The organism is Chryseobacterium sp. AG844, from assembly GCF_003182335.1.
Taxonomy (GTDB): Bacteria; Bacteroidota; Bacteroidia; order Flavobacteriales; family Weeksellaceae; genus Chryseobacterium; species Chryseobacterium cupriresistens.
This window is the reverse complement of record NZ_QGTV01000016.1, coordinates 65,094-80,548: the sequence shown is the minus strand read 5'-3', so window position 1 is coordinate 80,548 and position 15,455 is coordinate 65,094. Positions and strand designations below refer to the sequence as shown.

At 37.1% G+C, this 15,455-nt stretch carries 19 protein-coding genes; 3 read left to right on the top strand and 16 right to left on the bottom strand.

From position 1 onward, the window contains the following. The first annotated feature begins 37 nt into the window (after positions 1 to 37). Positions 38 to 589 (top strand): phage tail protein, encoded by a 552-nt coding sequence (locus DEU40_RS15560; protein WP_110010685.1) that lies wholly within the window; start codon positions 38 to 40, stop codon positions 587 to 589. Positions 590 to 626: 37 nt separating this feature from the next. Next, on the top strand, positions 627 to 1,448 hold the full coding sequence (locus DEU40_RS15555) for a T9SS type A sorting domain-containing protein (protein WP_110010684.1): 822 nt from the start codon (positions 627 to 629) through the stop codon (positions 1,446 to 1,448). Between the two features lie 81 nt (positions 1,449 to 1,529). On the opposite strand, the gene DEU40_RS15550 is transcribed toward DEU40_RS15555, so the two are convergent. Further along, positions 1,530 to 2,216 (bottom strand): SMUG2 DNA glycosylase family protein, encoded by a 687-nt coding sequence (locus DEU40_RS15550; protein ID WP_110010724.1) that lies wholly within the window; start codon positions 2,214 to 2,216, stop codon positions 1,530 to 1,532. Positions 2,217 to 2,391: 175 nt separating this feature from the next. Here DEU40_RS15550 and DEU40_RS15545 point away from each other — a divergent pair, with 175 nt between their 5' ends. Then, positions 2,392 to 3,120: a CPBP family intramembrane glutamic endopeptidase gene (locus tag DEU40_RS15545; RefSeq protein WP_110010683.1), complete on the top strand. Its 729-nt coding sequence runs from the start codon at positions 2,392 to 2,394 to the stop codon at positions 3,118 to 3,120. 6 nt (positions 3,121 to 3,126) lie between these two features. Here the strand turns inward: DEU40_RS15545 and DEU40_RS22485 are convergent, their stop codons facing one another. The 15 genes from DEU40_RS22485 to paaB form a co-directional block, all read right to left on the bottom strand. Continuing rightward, entirely contained in the window at positions 3,127 to 3,288 is a 162-nt protein-coding gene (locus DEU40_RS22485) for a bacteriocin-like protein (protein WP_171006316.1), read from the bottom strand. 172 nt (positions 3,289 to 3,460) lie between these two features. Next, complete coding sequence (locus DEU40_RS15540) at positions 3,461 to 4,084, bottom strand: transposase (RefSeq protein ID WP_228406533.1); 624 nt, start codon at positions 4,082 to 4,084, stop codon at positions 3,461 to 3,463. 131 nt (positions 4,085 to 4,215) lie between these two features. Continuing rightward, positions 4,216 to 6,711 (bottom strand): phenylacetic acid degradation bifunctional protein PaaZ, encoded by a 2,496-nt coding sequence (paaZ, locus tag DEU40_RS15535; RefSeq protein WP_110010682.1) that lies wholly within the window; start codon positions 6,709 to 6,711, stop codon positions 4,216 to 4,218. An 8-nt stretch (positions 6,712 to 6,719) separates the two neighbouring features. Next, a complete protein-coding gene (locus DEU40_RS15530; RefSeq protein WP_110010681.1) occupies positions 6,720 to 6,992 on the bottom strand; it encodes a hypothetical protein in 273 nt (90 codons plus the stop codon). A 14-nt stretch (positions 6,993 to 7,006) separates the two neighbouring features. Further along, the gene (locus DEU40_RS15525) at positions 7,007 to 7,834 is read right to left on the bottom strand and encodes an alpha/beta hydrolase (protein ID WP_110010680.1); all 828 of its coding nucleotides are present in this window, start codon (positions 7,832 to 7,834) and stop codon (positions 7,007 to 7,009) included. A gap of 18 nt (positions 7,835 to 7,852) precedes the next feature. Next, positions 7,853 to 8,446 (bottom strand): transferase hexapeptide repeat family protein, encoded by a 594-nt coding sequence (locus tag DEU40_RS15520; protein WP_110010722.1) that lies wholly within the window; start codon positions 8,444 to 8,446, stop codon positions 7,853 to 7,855. An 87-nt stretch (positions 8,447 to 8,533) separates the two neighbouring features. Further along, the gene (pcaF, locus tag DEU40_RS15515) at positions 8,534 to 9,739 is read right to left on the bottom strand and encodes a 3-oxoadipyl-CoA thiolase (protein ID WP_110010679.1); all 1,206 of its coding nucleotides are present in this window, start codon (positions 9,737 to 9,739) and stop codon (positions 8,534 to 8,536) included. 46 nt (positions 9,740 to 9,785) lie between these two features. After that, entirely contained in the window at positions 9,786 to 10,481 is a 696-nt protein-coding gene (locus tag DEU40_RS15510; protein ID WP_110010678.1) for a DUF6624 domain-containing protein, read from the bottom strand. Positions 10,482 to 10,512: 31 nt separating this feature from the next. Then, positions 10,513 to 10,926 carry a PaaI family thioesterase gene (locus DEU40_RS15505; RefSeq protein WP_034695815.1) on the bottom strand — a complete coding sequence of 138 codons (414 nt, stop codon included), beginning with the start codon at positions 10,924 to 10,926 and terminating at the stop codon, positions 10,513 to 10,515. Positions 10,927 to 10,935: 9 nt separating this feature from the next. Beyond that, positions 10,936 to 11,244: a hypothetical protein gene (locus DEU40_RS15500; RefSeq protein ID WP_110010677.1), complete on the bottom strand. Its 309-nt coding sequence runs from the start codon at positions 11,242 to 11,244 to the stop codon at positions 10,936 to 10,938. A 92-nt stretch (positions 11,245 to 11,336) separates the two neighbouring features. Beyond that, positions 11,337 to 12,470, bottom strand: a complete 1,134-nt coding sequence (locus tag DEU40_RS15495) for a 3-hydroxyacyl-CoA dehydrogenase NAD-binding domain-containing protein (protein WP_110010676.1) — start codon at positions 12,468 to 12,470, stop codon at positions 11,337 to 11,339. Between the two features lie 106 nt (positions 12,471 to 12,576). Next, positions 12,577 to 13,377 (bottom strand): enoyl-CoA hydratase/isomerase family protein, encoded by an 801-nt coding sequence (locus DEU40_RS15490; protein ID WP_110010675.1) that lies wholly within the window; start codon positions 13,375 to 13,377, stop codon positions 12,577 to 12,579. A gap of 142 nt (positions 13,378 to 13,519) precedes the next feature. Next, a complete protein-coding gene (gene paaD / locus DEU40_RS15485) occupies positions 13,520 to 13,957 on the bottom strand; it encodes a 1,2-phenylacetyl-CoA epoxidase subunit PaaD (protein WP_110010721.1) in 438 nt (145 codons plus the stop codon). A gap of 281 nt (positions 13,958 to 14,238) precedes the next feature. Continuing rightward, a complete protein-coding gene (gene paaC / locus DEU40_RS15475) occupies positions 14,239 to 14,988 on the bottom strand; it encodes a 1,2-phenylacetyl-CoA epoxidase subunit PaaC (protein ID WP_110010673.1) in 750 nt (249 codons plus the stop codon). Positions 14,989 to 15,089: 101 nt separating this feature from the next. After that, a complete protein-coding gene (gene paaB / locus DEU40_RS15470; protein ID WP_002981782.1) occupies positions 15,090 to 15,371 on the bottom strand; it encodes a 1,2-phenylacetyl-CoA epoxidase subunit PaaB in 282 nt (93 codons plus the stop codon). Positions 15,372 to 15,455 lie beyond the last annotated feature (84 nt).

The window sequence follows — 15,455 nt, the reverse complement described above, 5'->3', positions numbered from 1 at the left end:
AAGAGTAAGAAATCTAAAAAACTAAAAACATATTATCATGGACGAGTACATTGGAATCGTAAAATTATTTGCAGGAAATTTCGCACCTAGAGGCTGGATGTTTTGTGATGGAAGCTTAATAAGCATCTCAAGAAATTCTGCTTTATTTTCTATTTTAGGAACAACTTACGGTGGAGACGGTATCACTACTTTTGCCCTGCCTAACTTAAAAGGACGTATGGCTTTGGGAGCAGGGAATGTAAACTCCGGCGAAAGTTATCCTTTGGGAATCGTATCCGGTACAACACAAAATACTCTTTTATCATCGAACCTCCCAAGTATAGGGGCCGGATTTCAGCTTAAAGTAGCGAATAAGAATGCTAATTCATCTACTCCTACAGCTACCTCAACAATTGCCATTTCAGGAACACAAGTGGGAAGAGATTTCAATGCAGTACCGAGTTTCGTGAATGATGCCAACCCTGATACAACTATCAATCCGTTAAGTATTTCTTATACAGGACAAGGCTTACCGTTGAATAATATGCCTCCTTACCTAGGCTTAAATTATATCATTTGTGTTGAAGGTATTTATCCGCCAAGGGATTAATATCCACACCATAACCTAACATTTAAAACCAAATATCATGAAAAGCACTACTTTTTTAGCAATCTGTAGTCTGCTCATTTCAATTTTTTCATTCGGGCAGACCAGTACAGAACAATTTGAAACGGAATCGCACGGAAGTACCAGCTTCACCGATAATGGAGTCATCTTTAATATCATTTCACATGTAAGTGTTTTTGATATTCAGGGGAATTTCCCGGGAACCGGCTGGAGTGGAACAGCAAATGATAACAGGTACATCGACAATTCGAATAACTCACAATCCCCGCCGACATTCAGCATCAAAACCACATCTAATTTGTTTAAAGTAAACAGATTCTGGATGTTTCTTTCTGCATTGAACCTGGATCTTAATGTAGCAGGAACACTTACTGTAACCGGAAAACTAAGCGGTGTAACAAAATTCACGCAAACAAAAACTACCGGATTTGCAACCAGCTTAGGCAGCACAAATGGATACACCTTAATTGATCTTACCAACTTAAATGGTCAGAATTATTCAAACATTGTGATTGATGAGCTACAAATCACTGCGAACGGAGCTTTCCGATATGTAGGTTTGGATGCTTTCACCTGGGTAAAAGACAGCAATCTTGTACTGGGGACTTCGGAAACTAAAAGCATTAAAAAAGACCTGACTGTTTATCCTAATCCAACCAACGGACCTCTTTCTATTACAACAGAAAAAGCAAGTGAAGCTAAGATCTACAACCTGGATGGTAAATTGCTGAAAACTATTCAAACTCAAAAAGGAAATAATGAGGTTAATATTTCAGAGATTCCAAAAGGGGTTTATATTATTAAAACAGCAACAGAATCTACCAAAGTCATTAAAAACTAATATCAGGAAATTTTATAAGTTCCATATCCCACAAAGATTCTAATTCATGAATGACAAATCCCTTTTAACGAAGGGATTTTGTCATTTTTTCAGAGCTAAAATATATTTGTCTATATAAAGCTGTTTTTCTTTTGATTTGTACTGCTGGATATATCTTGGATGCTCCAGAACGGTCATCGTCTCAAAGAGTTGGGTTTCTTTGTTTAATTTTGAAATGAATTCGGCATTCTTTTTACCCAGAACAAAAACTTCTGAGGTATCCAGATTAAGGCTGATATGCTTCTTCAAAGATTCGATCATAAAGTCTTTGACTGAATTGAAGAGTTTTTTATCATCATAATAGTTAGCATTGAGCCAGCCATTTTTTGTTTTTCTTACAATAGCCAGCGGAAATGGAGAATTGATATAAATATCTTTATAGAAAAGATCAGTACCACCATAGTCTTCAATCATATCATACATGAAAACGGAAGAAACTTCATGGGTACGGGCAGATTTCATTTTGATTCCGCAGACATTTTCCAGTCTTTTTGTATCGGTAAACGGAACTCCGGTTACTCCCGCACCATGGCGGCTGGGATTGATTCCGATGATGAATTTCCTCTTAGCTGAATCATCGTAGAATTTATGATAAAACTCTTCCATCACCTTCAACGTCTCAGGATTATCCAGATAAGGATTCAGGACTTGAAAATCATCAGGAAGATTTCCTGTGTAACTAAGTTTTTTGTTGAAATCTATCACATGATCCGCAAAAGTTCTATCCATGAAATCATTTTTATTGTAAAGTAACAAAATTATCCTGTTGCTCAAACCTTTTATCATCATCCTGTCAAGGTTTAAAGTCTTGACCGATAAATATTTTAAAGAAACTTTTCGCATCCGTTTTTTATTATATTCGTTTTCAATAAGATAACACTTATTCAATTAAAACTTCTAACCTATGATTGGAATCATTATTGAGCTTATCATTTCGTGGCTTCTCCTGAGGTTCATCGCAAAAAAGGACCTTTCTGTTTTAGGATTTAAACCCAGCCAGGCAAGATTGATTAACCTGAGCATAGGTTTTCTTTTGGCAGCTGTAGTATGCAGCGTTTATCACATCTTGACAACATCCTTTATCAATAACAGCTGGATACTGAATAAGCCAATATCATTTTCTGCAGCATTGATGAGCTTATGGTGGATTGTAAAGTCTGTTTTGTTTGAAGAATTACTTTTCAGAGGGGCTTTGCTATATCTTGCTATTGAAAAATGGGGAACAACAAAAGCCTGCATTTTATCTGCTGTCTGCTTCGGAGTCTACCACTGGTTTTCTTATAGTGCATTCGGAAATCCTTTTCAGATGGTAATTATTTTTGTAATGACCTCTATTTTTGGGTGGATGCTCGCAGTGTCCTTTGCTAAGACAAAATCTTTGTACCTTCCTATAGGTCTTCATCTGGGCTGGAATTTGTTTAATATTCTGATATTCTCGAACGGACCGCTTGGCAAGCAGCTCCTTATAAAAGCTAATGCAAATCATCTGGAAGGAATTCCCTCACTGCTTGTTTTTTTGTTTCAGATATTCGCGTTACCCATTTTAATGTACGGATATTTTAAGTTTAAGAAAAAATATAAAAAAAACTGCCAATCACGAATAGTAGCAGCTTTGTGTATTGTTTTAAGTTAAAAAAATCTAAGAATCCGCACATATATAACATGCTCTGGCAATATTAGGCCATCTTCCGGGAAGACAACATGTTCCGGGAGGACAAGGGTTAAGAGTACAAGACCAGTTTGGCCCGGCTCCTTTAAGAGATCTCAACTCATGTCTTGAAAGTTTTTTTAAGTTTTTCATAGTGGTTTGTTTTGATGTTCTCTCCTACTCTGTATGCTTTTCGGATTTCGCCTATTAAAGTTAGTAATTTTTAAATAAAAACAAAACAACCAACTGAAATAAAACACATTACAATCAACCAACATCCTTGTCAAGGTTTTAAACCTTGACAAGGATGAGCTGGACTTTTAAACTAAAATTCGCCATCAAAATCAATCACTTTTTGATGTGACAATATAAAATTTTCTCTATCGTCAAATAATGCAAGAACCTCATCCCTTTTTAATAATGTTTTTGACTTATTCAAAATAGATTGATAAGAAGAGAAAGCATATTCTGGAAATCGAAGAGCCAAATGATTTTGTGGATTTTGATGGATATAAATCATTGTATTAATTAAATATTTATTCGATGTAATCAGCTTTCTTTTAAATGGAGATTCAATAAGAGCGCCATGTCTTTTATTTTCTTTATTAAAAGCCTGGGAATAGGAATTGAAAATCCGAGCGAACTGTTTTGAGAAAATATTATGAGGAGAATGAAGACCTCCTTTTATAACCTTGTCAAAATTCTGTTCTTTAACAAAACTACTCAATTCAAAATCAGACTTGATCTTAACCAAAATATGAAAATGATTAGACATAAGACAATAGGCATACACATCACATACAGGAGTAAGAAATTCTCTCACTTTATTGAGAAAGTACAAATAATTCCGATCTGATTTAAATATAACTTCACCATTAATACCCCGATTATAAATGTGGTAAAAACAATTTGCTTCAATTGGAGCTGTTCTAATATCTGCCATTTTCATTTTGTGTTTTTGAACTTTGAAAATATAAAATAATATTACCCTTGTCAAGGTTTCAAACCTTGGCAGGAGTTATTAAAAAGTCCCTTTCAGTTTAAACCGGAAGGGACTCTAAATTTATATTTTATTTTGAATTAAATCAATCCAAACTGCTGGAAGTGGTGTGTAAAATGCTTTTTGTGCATCAGTTCCCACATTTCTTTATTCAGTTTTCCGAAAACGTAATTCATGTGCTCTGCCTGCGGGTTTTCCTTATAGTAGATCACAAATTTCTTCAGGTTATCCATGAATGACAGTTTTGCTGCTTCCAGATTTTTATGTTTGGGTTCCGGAAGTGAACCGTCCTGCGGAAGGAATGGAGCTGTAAATTCTTTTGGCATCGCTCTGTGGTTGTAAAGAGAATCCTGCCATTTTTCAAGATTTTCTTCTGGAGTAAAGCATTTTTCTGCTTCGGGCTCTCCAAAGCTTACCAATACTGCCTGTTCAAGATGTTCTAACATCTGCTGAGGAGACATTTTTCCCCAAAGTGCAGGTGTACTTTCTGTTAATCCATTCAGTATTTTCTGAATATTTTTCAAATTCAGATCAATGAAAGGAGATTGTTTTGCTACCAGTGTTAAAATTGTTGCCACGCAAACTACCTCATCTCTTTGGTTTACAACTTCAACCAGCCATTTTACAACACCTGAAGGAATATTTCTTCCTTTTACTCCTCTGTTGATTTTTTCTTTTGCTGTTAAATAAACCGTGATGGTGTCTCCGGCGTATACAGGCTTGAAGAAGCTGCAGTCTTCCAATCCGTAATTAGCAATTACAGGTCCTTTTTTACCTGAAACAAATAGTCCTGCTGCTGCTGAAAGGATAAAATATCCGTGAGCAACAGTCTTATCGAAAATAGTACCTGTTAAACTTGTTGCATCTGTATGGGCATAGAAATGGTCCCATGAAACATTGGAAAAATTAACGATATCGGCATCAGTAACAGTTCTTCCTGCTGTTTCCAGAGAGTCTCCTACTTCCACTTCCTCAAAATATTTCTGGAAAGGATGTTTGTCTGAGAATTTTTTCTCAGCTCCCTGCTGATAAATCTTAGTTATTGCTTTCAGAACATCCGGTGAACCCTGAATAGCTGTTTTCTGTAAGAAGAAATGAAGACCGCTTAAACCGCCCATTTCTTCACCGCCTCCCGCTCTACCAGGACCTCCGTGCATCAGTGTCGGAAGTGGAGAACCATGACCTGTGCTTTCTTTGGCGTTATCTCTGTTCAATACAAAGATTCTTCCATGCTGAGAGGCCATTTTCCATGAAGTTTCGGCGATAAAGTTTTCGTCATGGGAAACGATAGATCCTACCAGACTTCCTTTTCCTCTTTTGGCCAGTGCAGCAGCTTCTTCAGCATCTTTGTACGGCATTAATGTGGATACCGGCCCGAAAGCTTCTACATCGTGAGAGATATTTTTTTCGAAAGGCTTGTCGTTCAGGAATAGTTTCGGACTCATAAATGCACCGTTTTCGTAGTTGGCATCTACCAGTTCATGTTTTCCGTCATAGACAAGTTCTGTTTCTGATTTTAATAGATTTACTTTTCTTAAAACTTCATCATACTGCTGCCTTCCCACCAAAGATCCCATTTTGGTTTCTCTGCTTAGTGGGTTACCGATTTTAGTCTGATCCAAAGCTTTAGACAAAGCATTCTGAACATCACCGATTAAATGCTCAGGAACGATGATTCTTCTGATTGCAGTACATTTCTGTCCTGCTTTTGTCGTCATTTCGTTACGAACTTCTTTGATGAACAGATCGAATTCAGGTGTTCCCGGTTTTGCTTCCAATCCAAGAATTGAACAGTTCAGGGAATCTGCTTCCATATTGAAACGAACCGCATTTCCTGCAATAGACGGAAGTGATTTTAATTTTCTTCCTGTAGTTGCTGAACCTGTAAACAATACAGAATCTCCATCCTGAACAAAATCTAAAATATTTCCAGGTTCTCCGCACACTAACTGAATAGCTCCTTCAGGTAATACTCCACTTTCAATCATATCCTGGAACACTGCATTGGTAAGGTAAGATCCAAAAGGAGATGGTTTTACAATAGAAGGAACTCCAGCCAATAAGGAAGTGGATAATTTTTCCAACATACCCCACACCGGAAAGTTATAAGCATTGATCTGTACTGAGACTCCTTCACTTGGCGTTAAGATATGTGTTCCCAGGAATGTTCCGTTAGCAGAAATCTTCTGAGTGTCACCATCTACCCAAAATGAAGTGTTAGGAAGCATTCTTTTTGCCAATCCGGAATAAGTAAAGAAAGTTCCGAACCCTCCTTCAATATCTACCCAGGAATCTATGTGGGTAGCTCCCGTCTTGTATGATAAGTCGTAGTATTTTTTCTTTCTTTCCAGTAAGTAAAGTGCTACTTTTTTCAACATTTCTCCACGATCGTAGAAAGTCATTGAAGAAAGGTTTTTATATCCTACGGTTCTTCCGTAGTCAAGAGCCTGTTCAAAATTAAGCCCTTCTGTATCGGAAACAGCTACCTGTTCTCCTGTAACGGCGTTGTACAAGGGGATTCCGTTTCCGGTACCTTCTACCCATTGTCCGCAGATATAGTTTTTTAACTTTTCCATATAGTTTTTTACTTTTTGCTTAGATTAATCTTTTTAATAAAGTTTCTAATAATCAGATAAGGAATAAAAAGCGCCAGCCAGCCGTCTAAAATGATGACAATTTCAACAAATAACGTATAGAAATAATCTTTACGCTCTAGCTTAGCAATTGCCTCATCTGATTCAACATGTTCCAAAGCATCTGAAATTCCTATTGATTCTTTTGCAAAGTGAAACCCTAAAGCATTCACAATGATTATGACAATCAGTATTATGATCCAATATTTTTTCAGAGTGCTCATCAACTGCAACTCATCTATTTAGGTTCCTGATAGGGAAACATTTTCACCAATCCTTCATATAAACTTCTGTGAAGAATGGTTGCGTGATTGTCTGTTTCCATCATTTTATATTCCAACGTCCAGTTTTTCTTTCCTGCTTTTTTCAAAACATCATAGAAAGCTTCAGCATCTTTTACCATCACCGGATGTTCTCCTTTCCCTACAGAAACATAAACAAACTTTTTGGTATCCGGAGATTTTGAAAGTAGTTGTGGAGCCTGTTTTAAAAGGCTTTCATCATCCCACCACAAACTTGGACTGATGATAAAATAGTTATCAAACATTTCCGGCTTTTTCAAAAGGATTTCCGTTGCCAGAAGTCCTCCCAAAGACTGACCGAAAAGGTATTTATCTGTAGTTTTAAACTGACTTTCCACGTAAGGCTTTAGTTCTTTTTCAACGAATGCAATAAACTTATCTGAATGTCCTGTTGTAGGATAGTCTTTTTGTAAGTCTTTCAAATCCGTATGAAAGGTAAAATCTCTTTGTCTGTCTACATTAGCAACTCCCACCACAATGGTTTCCGGCATGGAATACATCTGATTAAAGAATTGTACTAAGCCTGTAACATGAATAAAATCTTCGTTCATACTTCCATCTAATAAATAGATTACCGGGTATGATTTTGTTTTATCATATCCCTGTGGAAGATAAATATTCAGCGTTCTGTCTTCATTTAAGGTTTTGGACTTAATGGTCCTCACTTCTCCTATTGTAAGCGGTTTTGTAGCAACAATCTGTGCTGATAACGTACACCCCACCGCAAACATTATGCTGCATGCAAGCGCAATTTTTTTAATCATATTTAATTGTAATGGTTATTATTTTATATCATCCCAAATACTGTAATCAACAATTTTAGTTGGGATCTGCTGAACATATTCTGTAAACGGTTCGCAAGGCAGAATAGCTTCTTTTCCTTCTCTTGCCAGCTCCTGATATAATTTTGTTCCTTCTTTTTTCCAGTGAATCATTTCATCAGAAACATCACGGATCACTTTTGCGGGGCTTCCTACCACCAGTTTTCTTGGTTCACACGTGAAATTGGCTGGTACAAAAGCTAATGCTCCGACAATACTTTCGTCGCCGATATAAGCTTTGTCCATTACAACGGAATTCATTCCAATCAGACAGTTTTTTCCAATATGTCCGGAATGAATAATCGCTCCGTGTCCGATGTGTGCAGATTCTTCCAGGATCGTTTCTATATTCGGGAAAACATGAAGGGTACAGTTTTCCTGTACATTGGCTCCGTCTTTAATAATAATTTTACCCCAGTCACCGCGAATGACCGCATTGGGACCAATATATACTTCCTCTCCTATTTCAACATTCCCGATAATGACTGCCTGCGGATGAATGTAGGCGGAGGGCTTTATAATGGGACGAATCCCGTGGTATGAGTAGATGTTCATTTTTTTAATTTGAAAATCTGAGAATGAGATAATCTGAAAATTAATAATGTCTTTCAACATTTTCAAATTAGCTCACTTTCAAATTAATTATACTTTTTCAATGACCATTGCATATCCTTGTCCGACACCGATACAAAGGGTACACAATGCATACTTTTTATCCTGCTTCTGAAGTTCCAATGCTGCAGAACCTACGATTCTGGCCCCGGAAACTCCAAGTGGATGACCGATTGCAATTGCACCTCCGTTCGGGTTTATTCTTGCATCGTCATCTTTCAACCCTAAGCTTCTTGTTACAGCCAATGCCTGTGCTGCAAATGCTTCGTTTAGTTCAATAATGTCTATATCTTCAAGGGAAAGATTTAATCTTTTTAATAATTTCTGAGTGGCTTCTACAGGTCCTATTCCCATGATTCTTGGTTCTACACCTGCAACAGAAGATCCCAGGATTTTTGCTTTGGGTTTCAACCCATATTTTTTAACGGCTTCTTCACTTGCTAAAATCAAAGCAGCGGCTCCGTCATTCATTCCTGAGGCGTTTCCGGCAGTTACCGTTCCTTCTTTTCTGAAAGCGGGACGAAGTTTGGCCAACCCTTCCATCGATGAAGTTGGTTTAATGAATTCATCTTTTTCGAAAACGATCGGATCACCTTTTCTCTGAGGAATTTCAACTTTTACAATTTCTTCTGCCAGTCTTCCGCTTTCCTCAGCTTTAGTTGCTTTCTGCTGAGACCAAAGGGCAAATTTATCCTGATCTTCTCTGTTGATCTTATGAATATCTGCTAAGTTTTCTGCAGTTTCCCCCATTCCGTCAACACCGTACATTTCTTTCATTTTAGGATTGATGAAACGCCAACCGAAAGTAGTATCAAACATCTGGCTGTCTCTTCCGAAGGCAGTACTTGGTTTTGACATCACGTAAGGCGAACGGGTCATATGCTCTACTCCTCCTGCAATATAAATTTCCCCTTCTCCTGCAGCAATGGAACGGAATGCATTGGCTACCGCAGACATTCCTGAAGCACACAGCCTATTCACTGTTTCTCCTCCAATTTTGTAAGGAAGACCAGCCAGTAAAAGCCCCATTCTGGCCACGTTTCTGTTATCTTCACCTGCCTGATTGGCACATCCGAAAATAACGTCTTCAATTTCCTCAACTGGAACTTCAGGGTTTCTTGCTACTATTTCTTTAATAACAATAGCAGCAAGATCATCGGCTCTTACTTCTGATAATCCTCCCTGCAGTTTTGAAATGGGAGTTCTGACATAGTCTATGATGTATACGTTGTTCATAATGCTATTTAATATAACAATCCAGTAAAGTGTAACAATACCAGATTTATTTGTTTTTATTTCTTAATTCTAAAGCCTGTTTTAAAGTGTAGGGCTTATATTGGAAGTCTTTTCCGAACATTCTTTTGGCATTTTCCTCAAGAGTAGAATCAAAGCCAGCTTCTTTTCTTCTTTTATCCACATTCTTGAGATCTTTTACAGGCCATACAAAATTTACAAAGATTTGTTTTCCGTCTTTATCTCTGGTCATTTCGCCTTTTCCCTGAGTTCCATAGATCTGTTCCTTGTCTTTACCCATCAGATACCGGTCTTCCATCATGGCCACCCAGGTAAACGGAATTTCTTTCTTTTTTCCTGCTTCTTTAATGAGAGGAAGGTATTTTTCAATTTTATTAGAATGCTGGATGACATACCAGGCCGCCTGATTTGTAGGTTCTCCCACTAGTGTCTTCCCGGGATAGCCATATTGAGCAATAATACTTTCAACTTTTTGCATGTTCAGGCTATCCTGTTCCGCCACCAACATCCAGTTTTTCTTTTTGAATTCATCTTTGTCAATATTCAGATCTTTCAAAAGCTGTTCTTTTTTCTCCGAAGTAGTTTCGTTATCAAAAAGCATTCTGTACCCCTGATCCACCTTCATGATTTCGTCAAGCTCATTTTTCAAAGATTCGTTTACTTTCTGCTGAGCATTGATTGCAAGGATTGAAATCCCGAAAAGTAATACTAATATTTTTTTCATTTTATTTAATCCGGTTTCTGGTATTAGTTTTTTATAATTCGGTTACTTTTTTCCCGATTTTGTAAACTGTTCCTACAAATTTTGCAATCAGCTCTTTGTTTTGATTGGTAATCTGAATATCATAAACAGCTGTTTTCCTCGTATCATTGACCAAAACACTTTCTGCTCTGAAAACATCGCCTTCCTTTCCTGCTTTGGTAAAATTGATGATACAGTTCAATGCTACGGCAGCATCTCCGGTATTGTTGGAAGAAAATGCCAGCGCAGAGTCTGCAAACGCAAAGGTAACTCCCCCATGAACTGTTTTCAGTCCGTTCAGCATATCCTTCTTGATTGGCATTTCTATTAAACAGTAATTTTCTTTTACTTCAATCATCTTGATATTCATCCACTGGGAAAAATAATCCTGATTGAACATATAATCTGCTACTTGTCTTGGATTCATTTCTATTAATTATATGTTTGTTATTTCCTCATACAGCTCATCGGATAATCTGTCATAAACGTTCATTGTTTTTCCCAGAATGATCTGTCCGTATGAGAGGCTTTCTGAATCTGATGAATTTTCAGAGGGATAGGGTTCATTTAAATCAATTCCATTTTCGTTGGCCAATCTTTTGATCAGCTCTTTATATTTCTCATTAAATTTTCCTAAAAGCTCAAGTCTTTCCTGCTCATCAACAGAGGAAGCTTCCTGAGTTAAATACTGTTTCTCAATTAAAAGTCTGGTCTCCAGCTCTGCCCTGAATTCATCTATATTCATTATTTTTTTAAATGTAGCAATTTAACAATCTATCAGTTTAGCAATGTTTATAAAATGATTGTTCCATTGATAAACTGATACATTGGTATATTTTATAATTTACGAAGTAAAGGACTTTGCCTGTATCTTTCTTCCTGATATTCTTCGTAAAGGCTCTGAAGGGTTTCGGAGATTTTTGTATACCCGATTTCTTTACCCCAGCTTAATAATCCTTTCGGATAGTTAACGCCTTTCTGCATGGCCAGCTCGATATCTTCGTCATTGGCTACTCCTAATCTTTTTGCTTCAACAGCCTCATTGATCAACATGGAAATGATTCTTAAAAAGATTTGTTGGTATAAAGCTTCGTCTTTCCGAGCTACAGGTTTTTCTGCTCCTTCGCTGTAATCGTAGAACCCTTTTCCTGTTTTTCTGCCGTGAAGTTTGGCTTCAGACATTCTTTGCTGTAATAAAGAAGGTTTGTATTTGGGATCGTAGAAATAATCTTTGTAAACAGTGGTTGTTACTGCAAAGTTGACATCTACTCCAATAAGGTCCATCAATTCAAAAGGTCCCATTTTGAAGTTCCCCAATATTTTCATGGCATCATCTACCTGTTCCGGTGTGGCGATGTTTTCTTCAACAATCCTAAGGGCTTCCCCATAGTAAGGTCTTGCAATTCTGTTGACGATGAATCCTGGAATATCTTTGGCAATAACAGGAGTCTTCCCCCATTCTTTCATGAGGTTGTAGATTTTTTCTGCTAATGTTTTTTCTGTTAATAAGGATGGAATAACTTCCACTAAAGGCATCAATGGAGCCGGATTGAAAAAGTGAATTCCGATGAAACGCTCCGGCTTCTTTAGTTCTGCACCAAGAGAGGTGATAGAAATAGATGAGGTATTGGAACTGAGAATACAGCTTTCTGAAACATAATTTTCAAGTTCTGTAAACACCTTGGTTTTGATCTCTTTGTTTTCGATAATGGCTTCTATAATCAGCTCACAATCTTTGAAATCTTTCAATTCGGTAGCAATGGAAATATTAGCTAAAATTTCAGTCATTTTCTCTGCCGAAATTTTTTGTTTATCAACCAATTTGGTCAAGGTTTTTTCCAAACCTACCGTTGCCGTTTCTACTTGTTTTGCGTTGGCGTCATAAACCCATACTTTGCATCCGTTCGTTGCGGCTACTTGTGCAATGCCGATTCCCATGGTTCCGGCACCGATAATTCCTACATATTTCATAATGTAACAGTGTATCAATGTAACAATGTAACAATCATTGTCATGCTGAGCTTGTCGAAGCATCTCATTGATAAACTGCTACATTGGTACATTGTTATATTAGTTCTTATTTTCCTTTATAATTAGGTTTTCTTTTCTGTAAAAAGGCGTTTACACCTTCTATGAAGTCTTCTGTTTCTGCAGCTTCCTGCTGAAGATCACCTTCCAGTTCAAGCTGTTCTTTTAATGTGTTGTTATAAGAATTGGCAAATGCTTTTTTCGTAAGCTTGATGGCTGCTGTTGGCATGTTTGCCATTCTTTCAAGGATTTCCATAGATTTCGGAACAAATTCTTCTTCAGTGAACACTTCTGCTACAAGGCCATGCGCTTTAGATTCTTCTGCAGATAATTTTTTACCTGTAAATGCTAAATAATTGGCTAATTGTCTACCTAGAAGTTTCGGTAAGAAGTAAGTTCCTCCGGTATCAGGAATCAAACCGATATTTGAAAATGCCTGAGCAAAATATGCTTCCTCATTCGCTAGAACGAAGTCAGAGATTAACGCCAACATTGCTCCAGCTCCTACTGCAGGACCGTTTACTAAAGCAATAACCGGTTTTTTGCAACGGGTAACTTCCATTACTAATGGATTGTAATAGTCTACCACAATTTTTCTGATGATATCATGATCATGGTGTTCTTTGCCTACTACAAAAGCTTCGTCCAGATTCTGACCTGAGCAGAATGCTCTTCCTCTTCCGGAAATGGCAACACATCTTACCGTTTCGTCTTCGCTGCACTCTTTAACAAAGTCTCTAAGATCTGATAAAGCCGGTTTTGTAAGGGCGTTCATCGTTTCCGGTTGATTAAGATATGCGATTTTCAGCTTACCGTCAAAATGCGTTTCAATATCAAGTTGTGTATACATAGTTTTTATTAATTTATTATTTAACAACGCACTAATTTAACAATATAAATCAATGTAACGGTCTAATAATTTAACATTCTAACAATTCCTTCGTTATGCTTTGCATAGCCGTAAAATTTGTTGTGTATGGGTTGATTATTCATCAATGACATTTAAAATAATCAAATGGCTCCAGACAGTCTAAGCATTGATAAGAGGCCTTACACAAAGTAGACCCGAATCTGCTGATCTGTTTGGTATTCTCGGAACCACAGCGCGGACATTTTTTCGGTTTTCCGATGTGGTGTTCGTCTGCTCCTTTTTCGGGAGGAGTGATTCCGTAAACACGGAGCTTTTCTCTCGCTTCATCCGTTAGCCAGTCTGTTGTCCAGATCGGAAACATCTTGGTGACTACTTTTGCATCCCATCCGTTTTCTTTCATCATTTTAATAATGTCTTCCTCAATGGTAAACATGGCAGGACAGGCAGAATAAGTAGGAGTAATGATCACTTCACAGGTATTTTCACCTGTAATCTGTGCATCTCTTACAATTCCTAATTCCACAATATTGATTACCGGAATTTCCGGATCGGGAACCATTTCTAATATTTCTAAAGGATTTTTCAATCTCTTATTATTTTTTTTCTAAACAACATTAAAAGAACAATCACAATAATATCAATGACAATTAATACTTTTCCTCGTTCTATATCCTTACATAAATTTTTTCCTGTTATCTGTGAAACACAATCTTCAGGAATACTAGTTTCGTACTTTAAACTAACCTGCGTATTGATTATTCCCAAGTAAAATATTGGGATTAAAATGATCAATACTATTATCAGTATTTTAAAATATTTCTTTTTCAAAATTGCAATCTCCTACCATGTACACCCCGGATATGCTCTCTGCATATACTGAAGCTCACAAAGGATATATCCGAAATACTCTGTATGGTATCCTGTTCTTGATTTTGGCTGCATGAAAGGATTTCCCGGATATTCTAAACCAAAATCTGCAAAATCTTTCTTGGTAATCGCAAGAAATTCTTCATAAAGCGCATCTGAATTGGGAGCAATATTCAAGGCAACAAGATCATCTTCACCTTCTGTTTTAGCAAAAAGACCTTTCGTATATTCCCAGATATTTTCTATAGCTTTTACCAGACGGGACTTACTTTCTTCTGTTCCCTGAGCAAAGATTTTCATCCATGATGCAGCATGAGTATAGTGATATCTTACTTCTTTCAATGACTTTTGAGCAATGGCAGCCAGTTCTTCGTTAGCAGAGTTTGATAAAGCCTCATACATCAGTTTCTGATATACTGACAATACATATACTTTAAGAATAGTCTGCGCATAATCTTCGTTGGGAAGTTCTACCCAATGTGCATTCACATATTCATGCTCATATCTTAAAAATGCGATATCATCTTCACTTTTACCGTTATCAATCACTCTCGAAGCATAAACGTAAAAGTTATTCGCTTGTCCCAGTTCATCCAACGCAATATTCGTCAATGCAATATCTTCCTCTAAGTAAGGACCTTCACCGCACCACGCAGACAAACGCTGTCCCATAATGAAACTGTCGTCTGCTAGTTTTAATAAATAATTATATAATGGGTTCATTGTTTTATCAATTTGAAGACAGATAGATGATAGATGGATAGAAAATAGACAAGTAAACCTTAAGGTCTTTTATCTATCTGTCTATTATCTCAAAAGTCTTATTACATATTTTTTACGTCGTTAGGAATCTCGTAGAAAGTTGGATGACGGTATAGTTTATCATCAGCCGGATCAAAGAAAGCTTCTTTATCCACGCCTTCCGAAGTCACAATATATTTACTTGGAACAACCCAAACTGAAGTTCCTTCTTTTCTTCTTGTATAAACGTCTCTTGCGTTCTGCAAAGCCATTTCTGCTGTTGGTGCCTGTACAATTCCAACGTGTTTGTGAGATAATCCCGGTTTAGTCTGAATAAACACTTCCCACATATCTAAATTTGCCATAATCAAATTAATTTAACAATGTATCAATGTACCAGTTTAACAATGAAATGCTTCGACAAGCTCAGCATGACAATGATTGTTACA

Bases quoted from the DNA above. Each gene is read 5' to 3' on its own strand.
- DEU40_RS15555 (WP_110010684.1), top strand. From the start codon at position 627: ATGAAAAGCACTACTTTTTTAGCAATCTGTAGTCTGCTCATTTCAATT.
- pcaF (WP_110010679.1), bottom strand. From the start codon at position 9,739: ATGAACAACGTATACATCATAGACTATGTCAGAACTCCCATTTCAAAA.
- DEU40_RS15510 (WP_110010678.1), bottom strand. From the start codon at position 10,481: ATGAAAAAAATATTAGTATTACTTTTCGGGATTTCAATCCTTGCAATC.
- paaC (WP_110010673.1), bottom strand. From the start codon at position 14,988: ATGAACCCATTATATAATTATTTATTAAAACTAGCAGACGACAGTTTC.
- DEU40_RS15540 (WP_228406533.1), bottom strand. From the start codon at position 4,084: ATGAAAATGGCAGATATTAGAACAGCTCCAATTGAAGCAAATTGTTTT.
- DEU40_RS15500 (WP_110010677.1), bottom strand. From the start codon at position 11,244: ATGAATATAGATGAATTCAGGGCAGAGCTGGAGACCAGACTTTTAATT.
- DEU40_RS15505 (WP_034695815.1), bottom strand. From the start codon at position 10,926: ATGAATCCAAGACAAGTAGCAGATTATATGTTCAATCAGGATTATTTT.
- DEU40_RS15490 (WP_110010675.1), bottom strand. From the start codon at position 13,377: ATGTATACACAACTTGATATTGAAACGCATTTTGACGGTAAGCTGAAA.
- DEU40_RS15525 (WP_110010680.1), bottom strand. From the start codon at position 7,834: ATGATTAAAAAAATTGCGCTTGCATGCAGCATAATGTTTGCGGTGGGG.
- paaB (WP_002981782.1), bottom strand. From the start codon at position 15,371: ATGGCAAATTTAGATATGTGGGAAGTGTTTATTCAGACTAAACCGGGA.
- DEU40_RS15545 (WP_110010683.1), top strand. From the start codon at position 2,392: ATGATTGGAATCATTATTGAGCTTATCATTTCGTGGCTTCTCCTGAGG.
- paaD (WP_110010721.1), bottom strand. From the start codon at position 13,957: ATGGTTCCCGATCCGGAAATTCCGGTAATCAATATTGTGGAATTAGGA.
- DEU40_RS15530 (WP_110010681.1), bottom strand. From the start codon at position 6,992: ATGAGCACTCTGAAAAAATATTGGATCATAATACTGATTGTCATAATC.
- DEU40_RS15550 (WP_110010724.1), bottom strand. From the start codon at position 2,216: ATGGATAGAACTTTTGCGGATCATGTGATAGATTTCAACAAAAAACTT.
- DEU40_RS15560 (WP_110010685.1), top strand. From the start codon at position 38: ATGGACGAGTACATTGGAATCGTAAAATTATTTGCAGGAAATTTCGCA.
- DEU40_RS15495 (WP_110010676.1), bottom strand. From the start codon at position 12,470: ATGAAATATGTAGGAATTATCGGTGCCGGAACCATGGGAATCGGCATT.
- DEU40_RS15520 (WP_110010722.1), bottom strand. From the start codon at position 8,446: ATGAACATCTACTCATACCACGGGATTCGTCCCATTATAAAGCCCTCC.
- DEU40_RS22485 (WP_171006316.1), bottom strand. From the start codon at position 3,288: ATGAAAAACTTAAAAAAACTTTCAAGACATGAGTTGAGATCTCTTAAA.
- paaZ (WP_110010682.1), bottom strand. From the start codon at position 6,711: ATGGAAAAGTTAAAAAACTATATCTGCGGACAATGGGTAGAAGGTACC.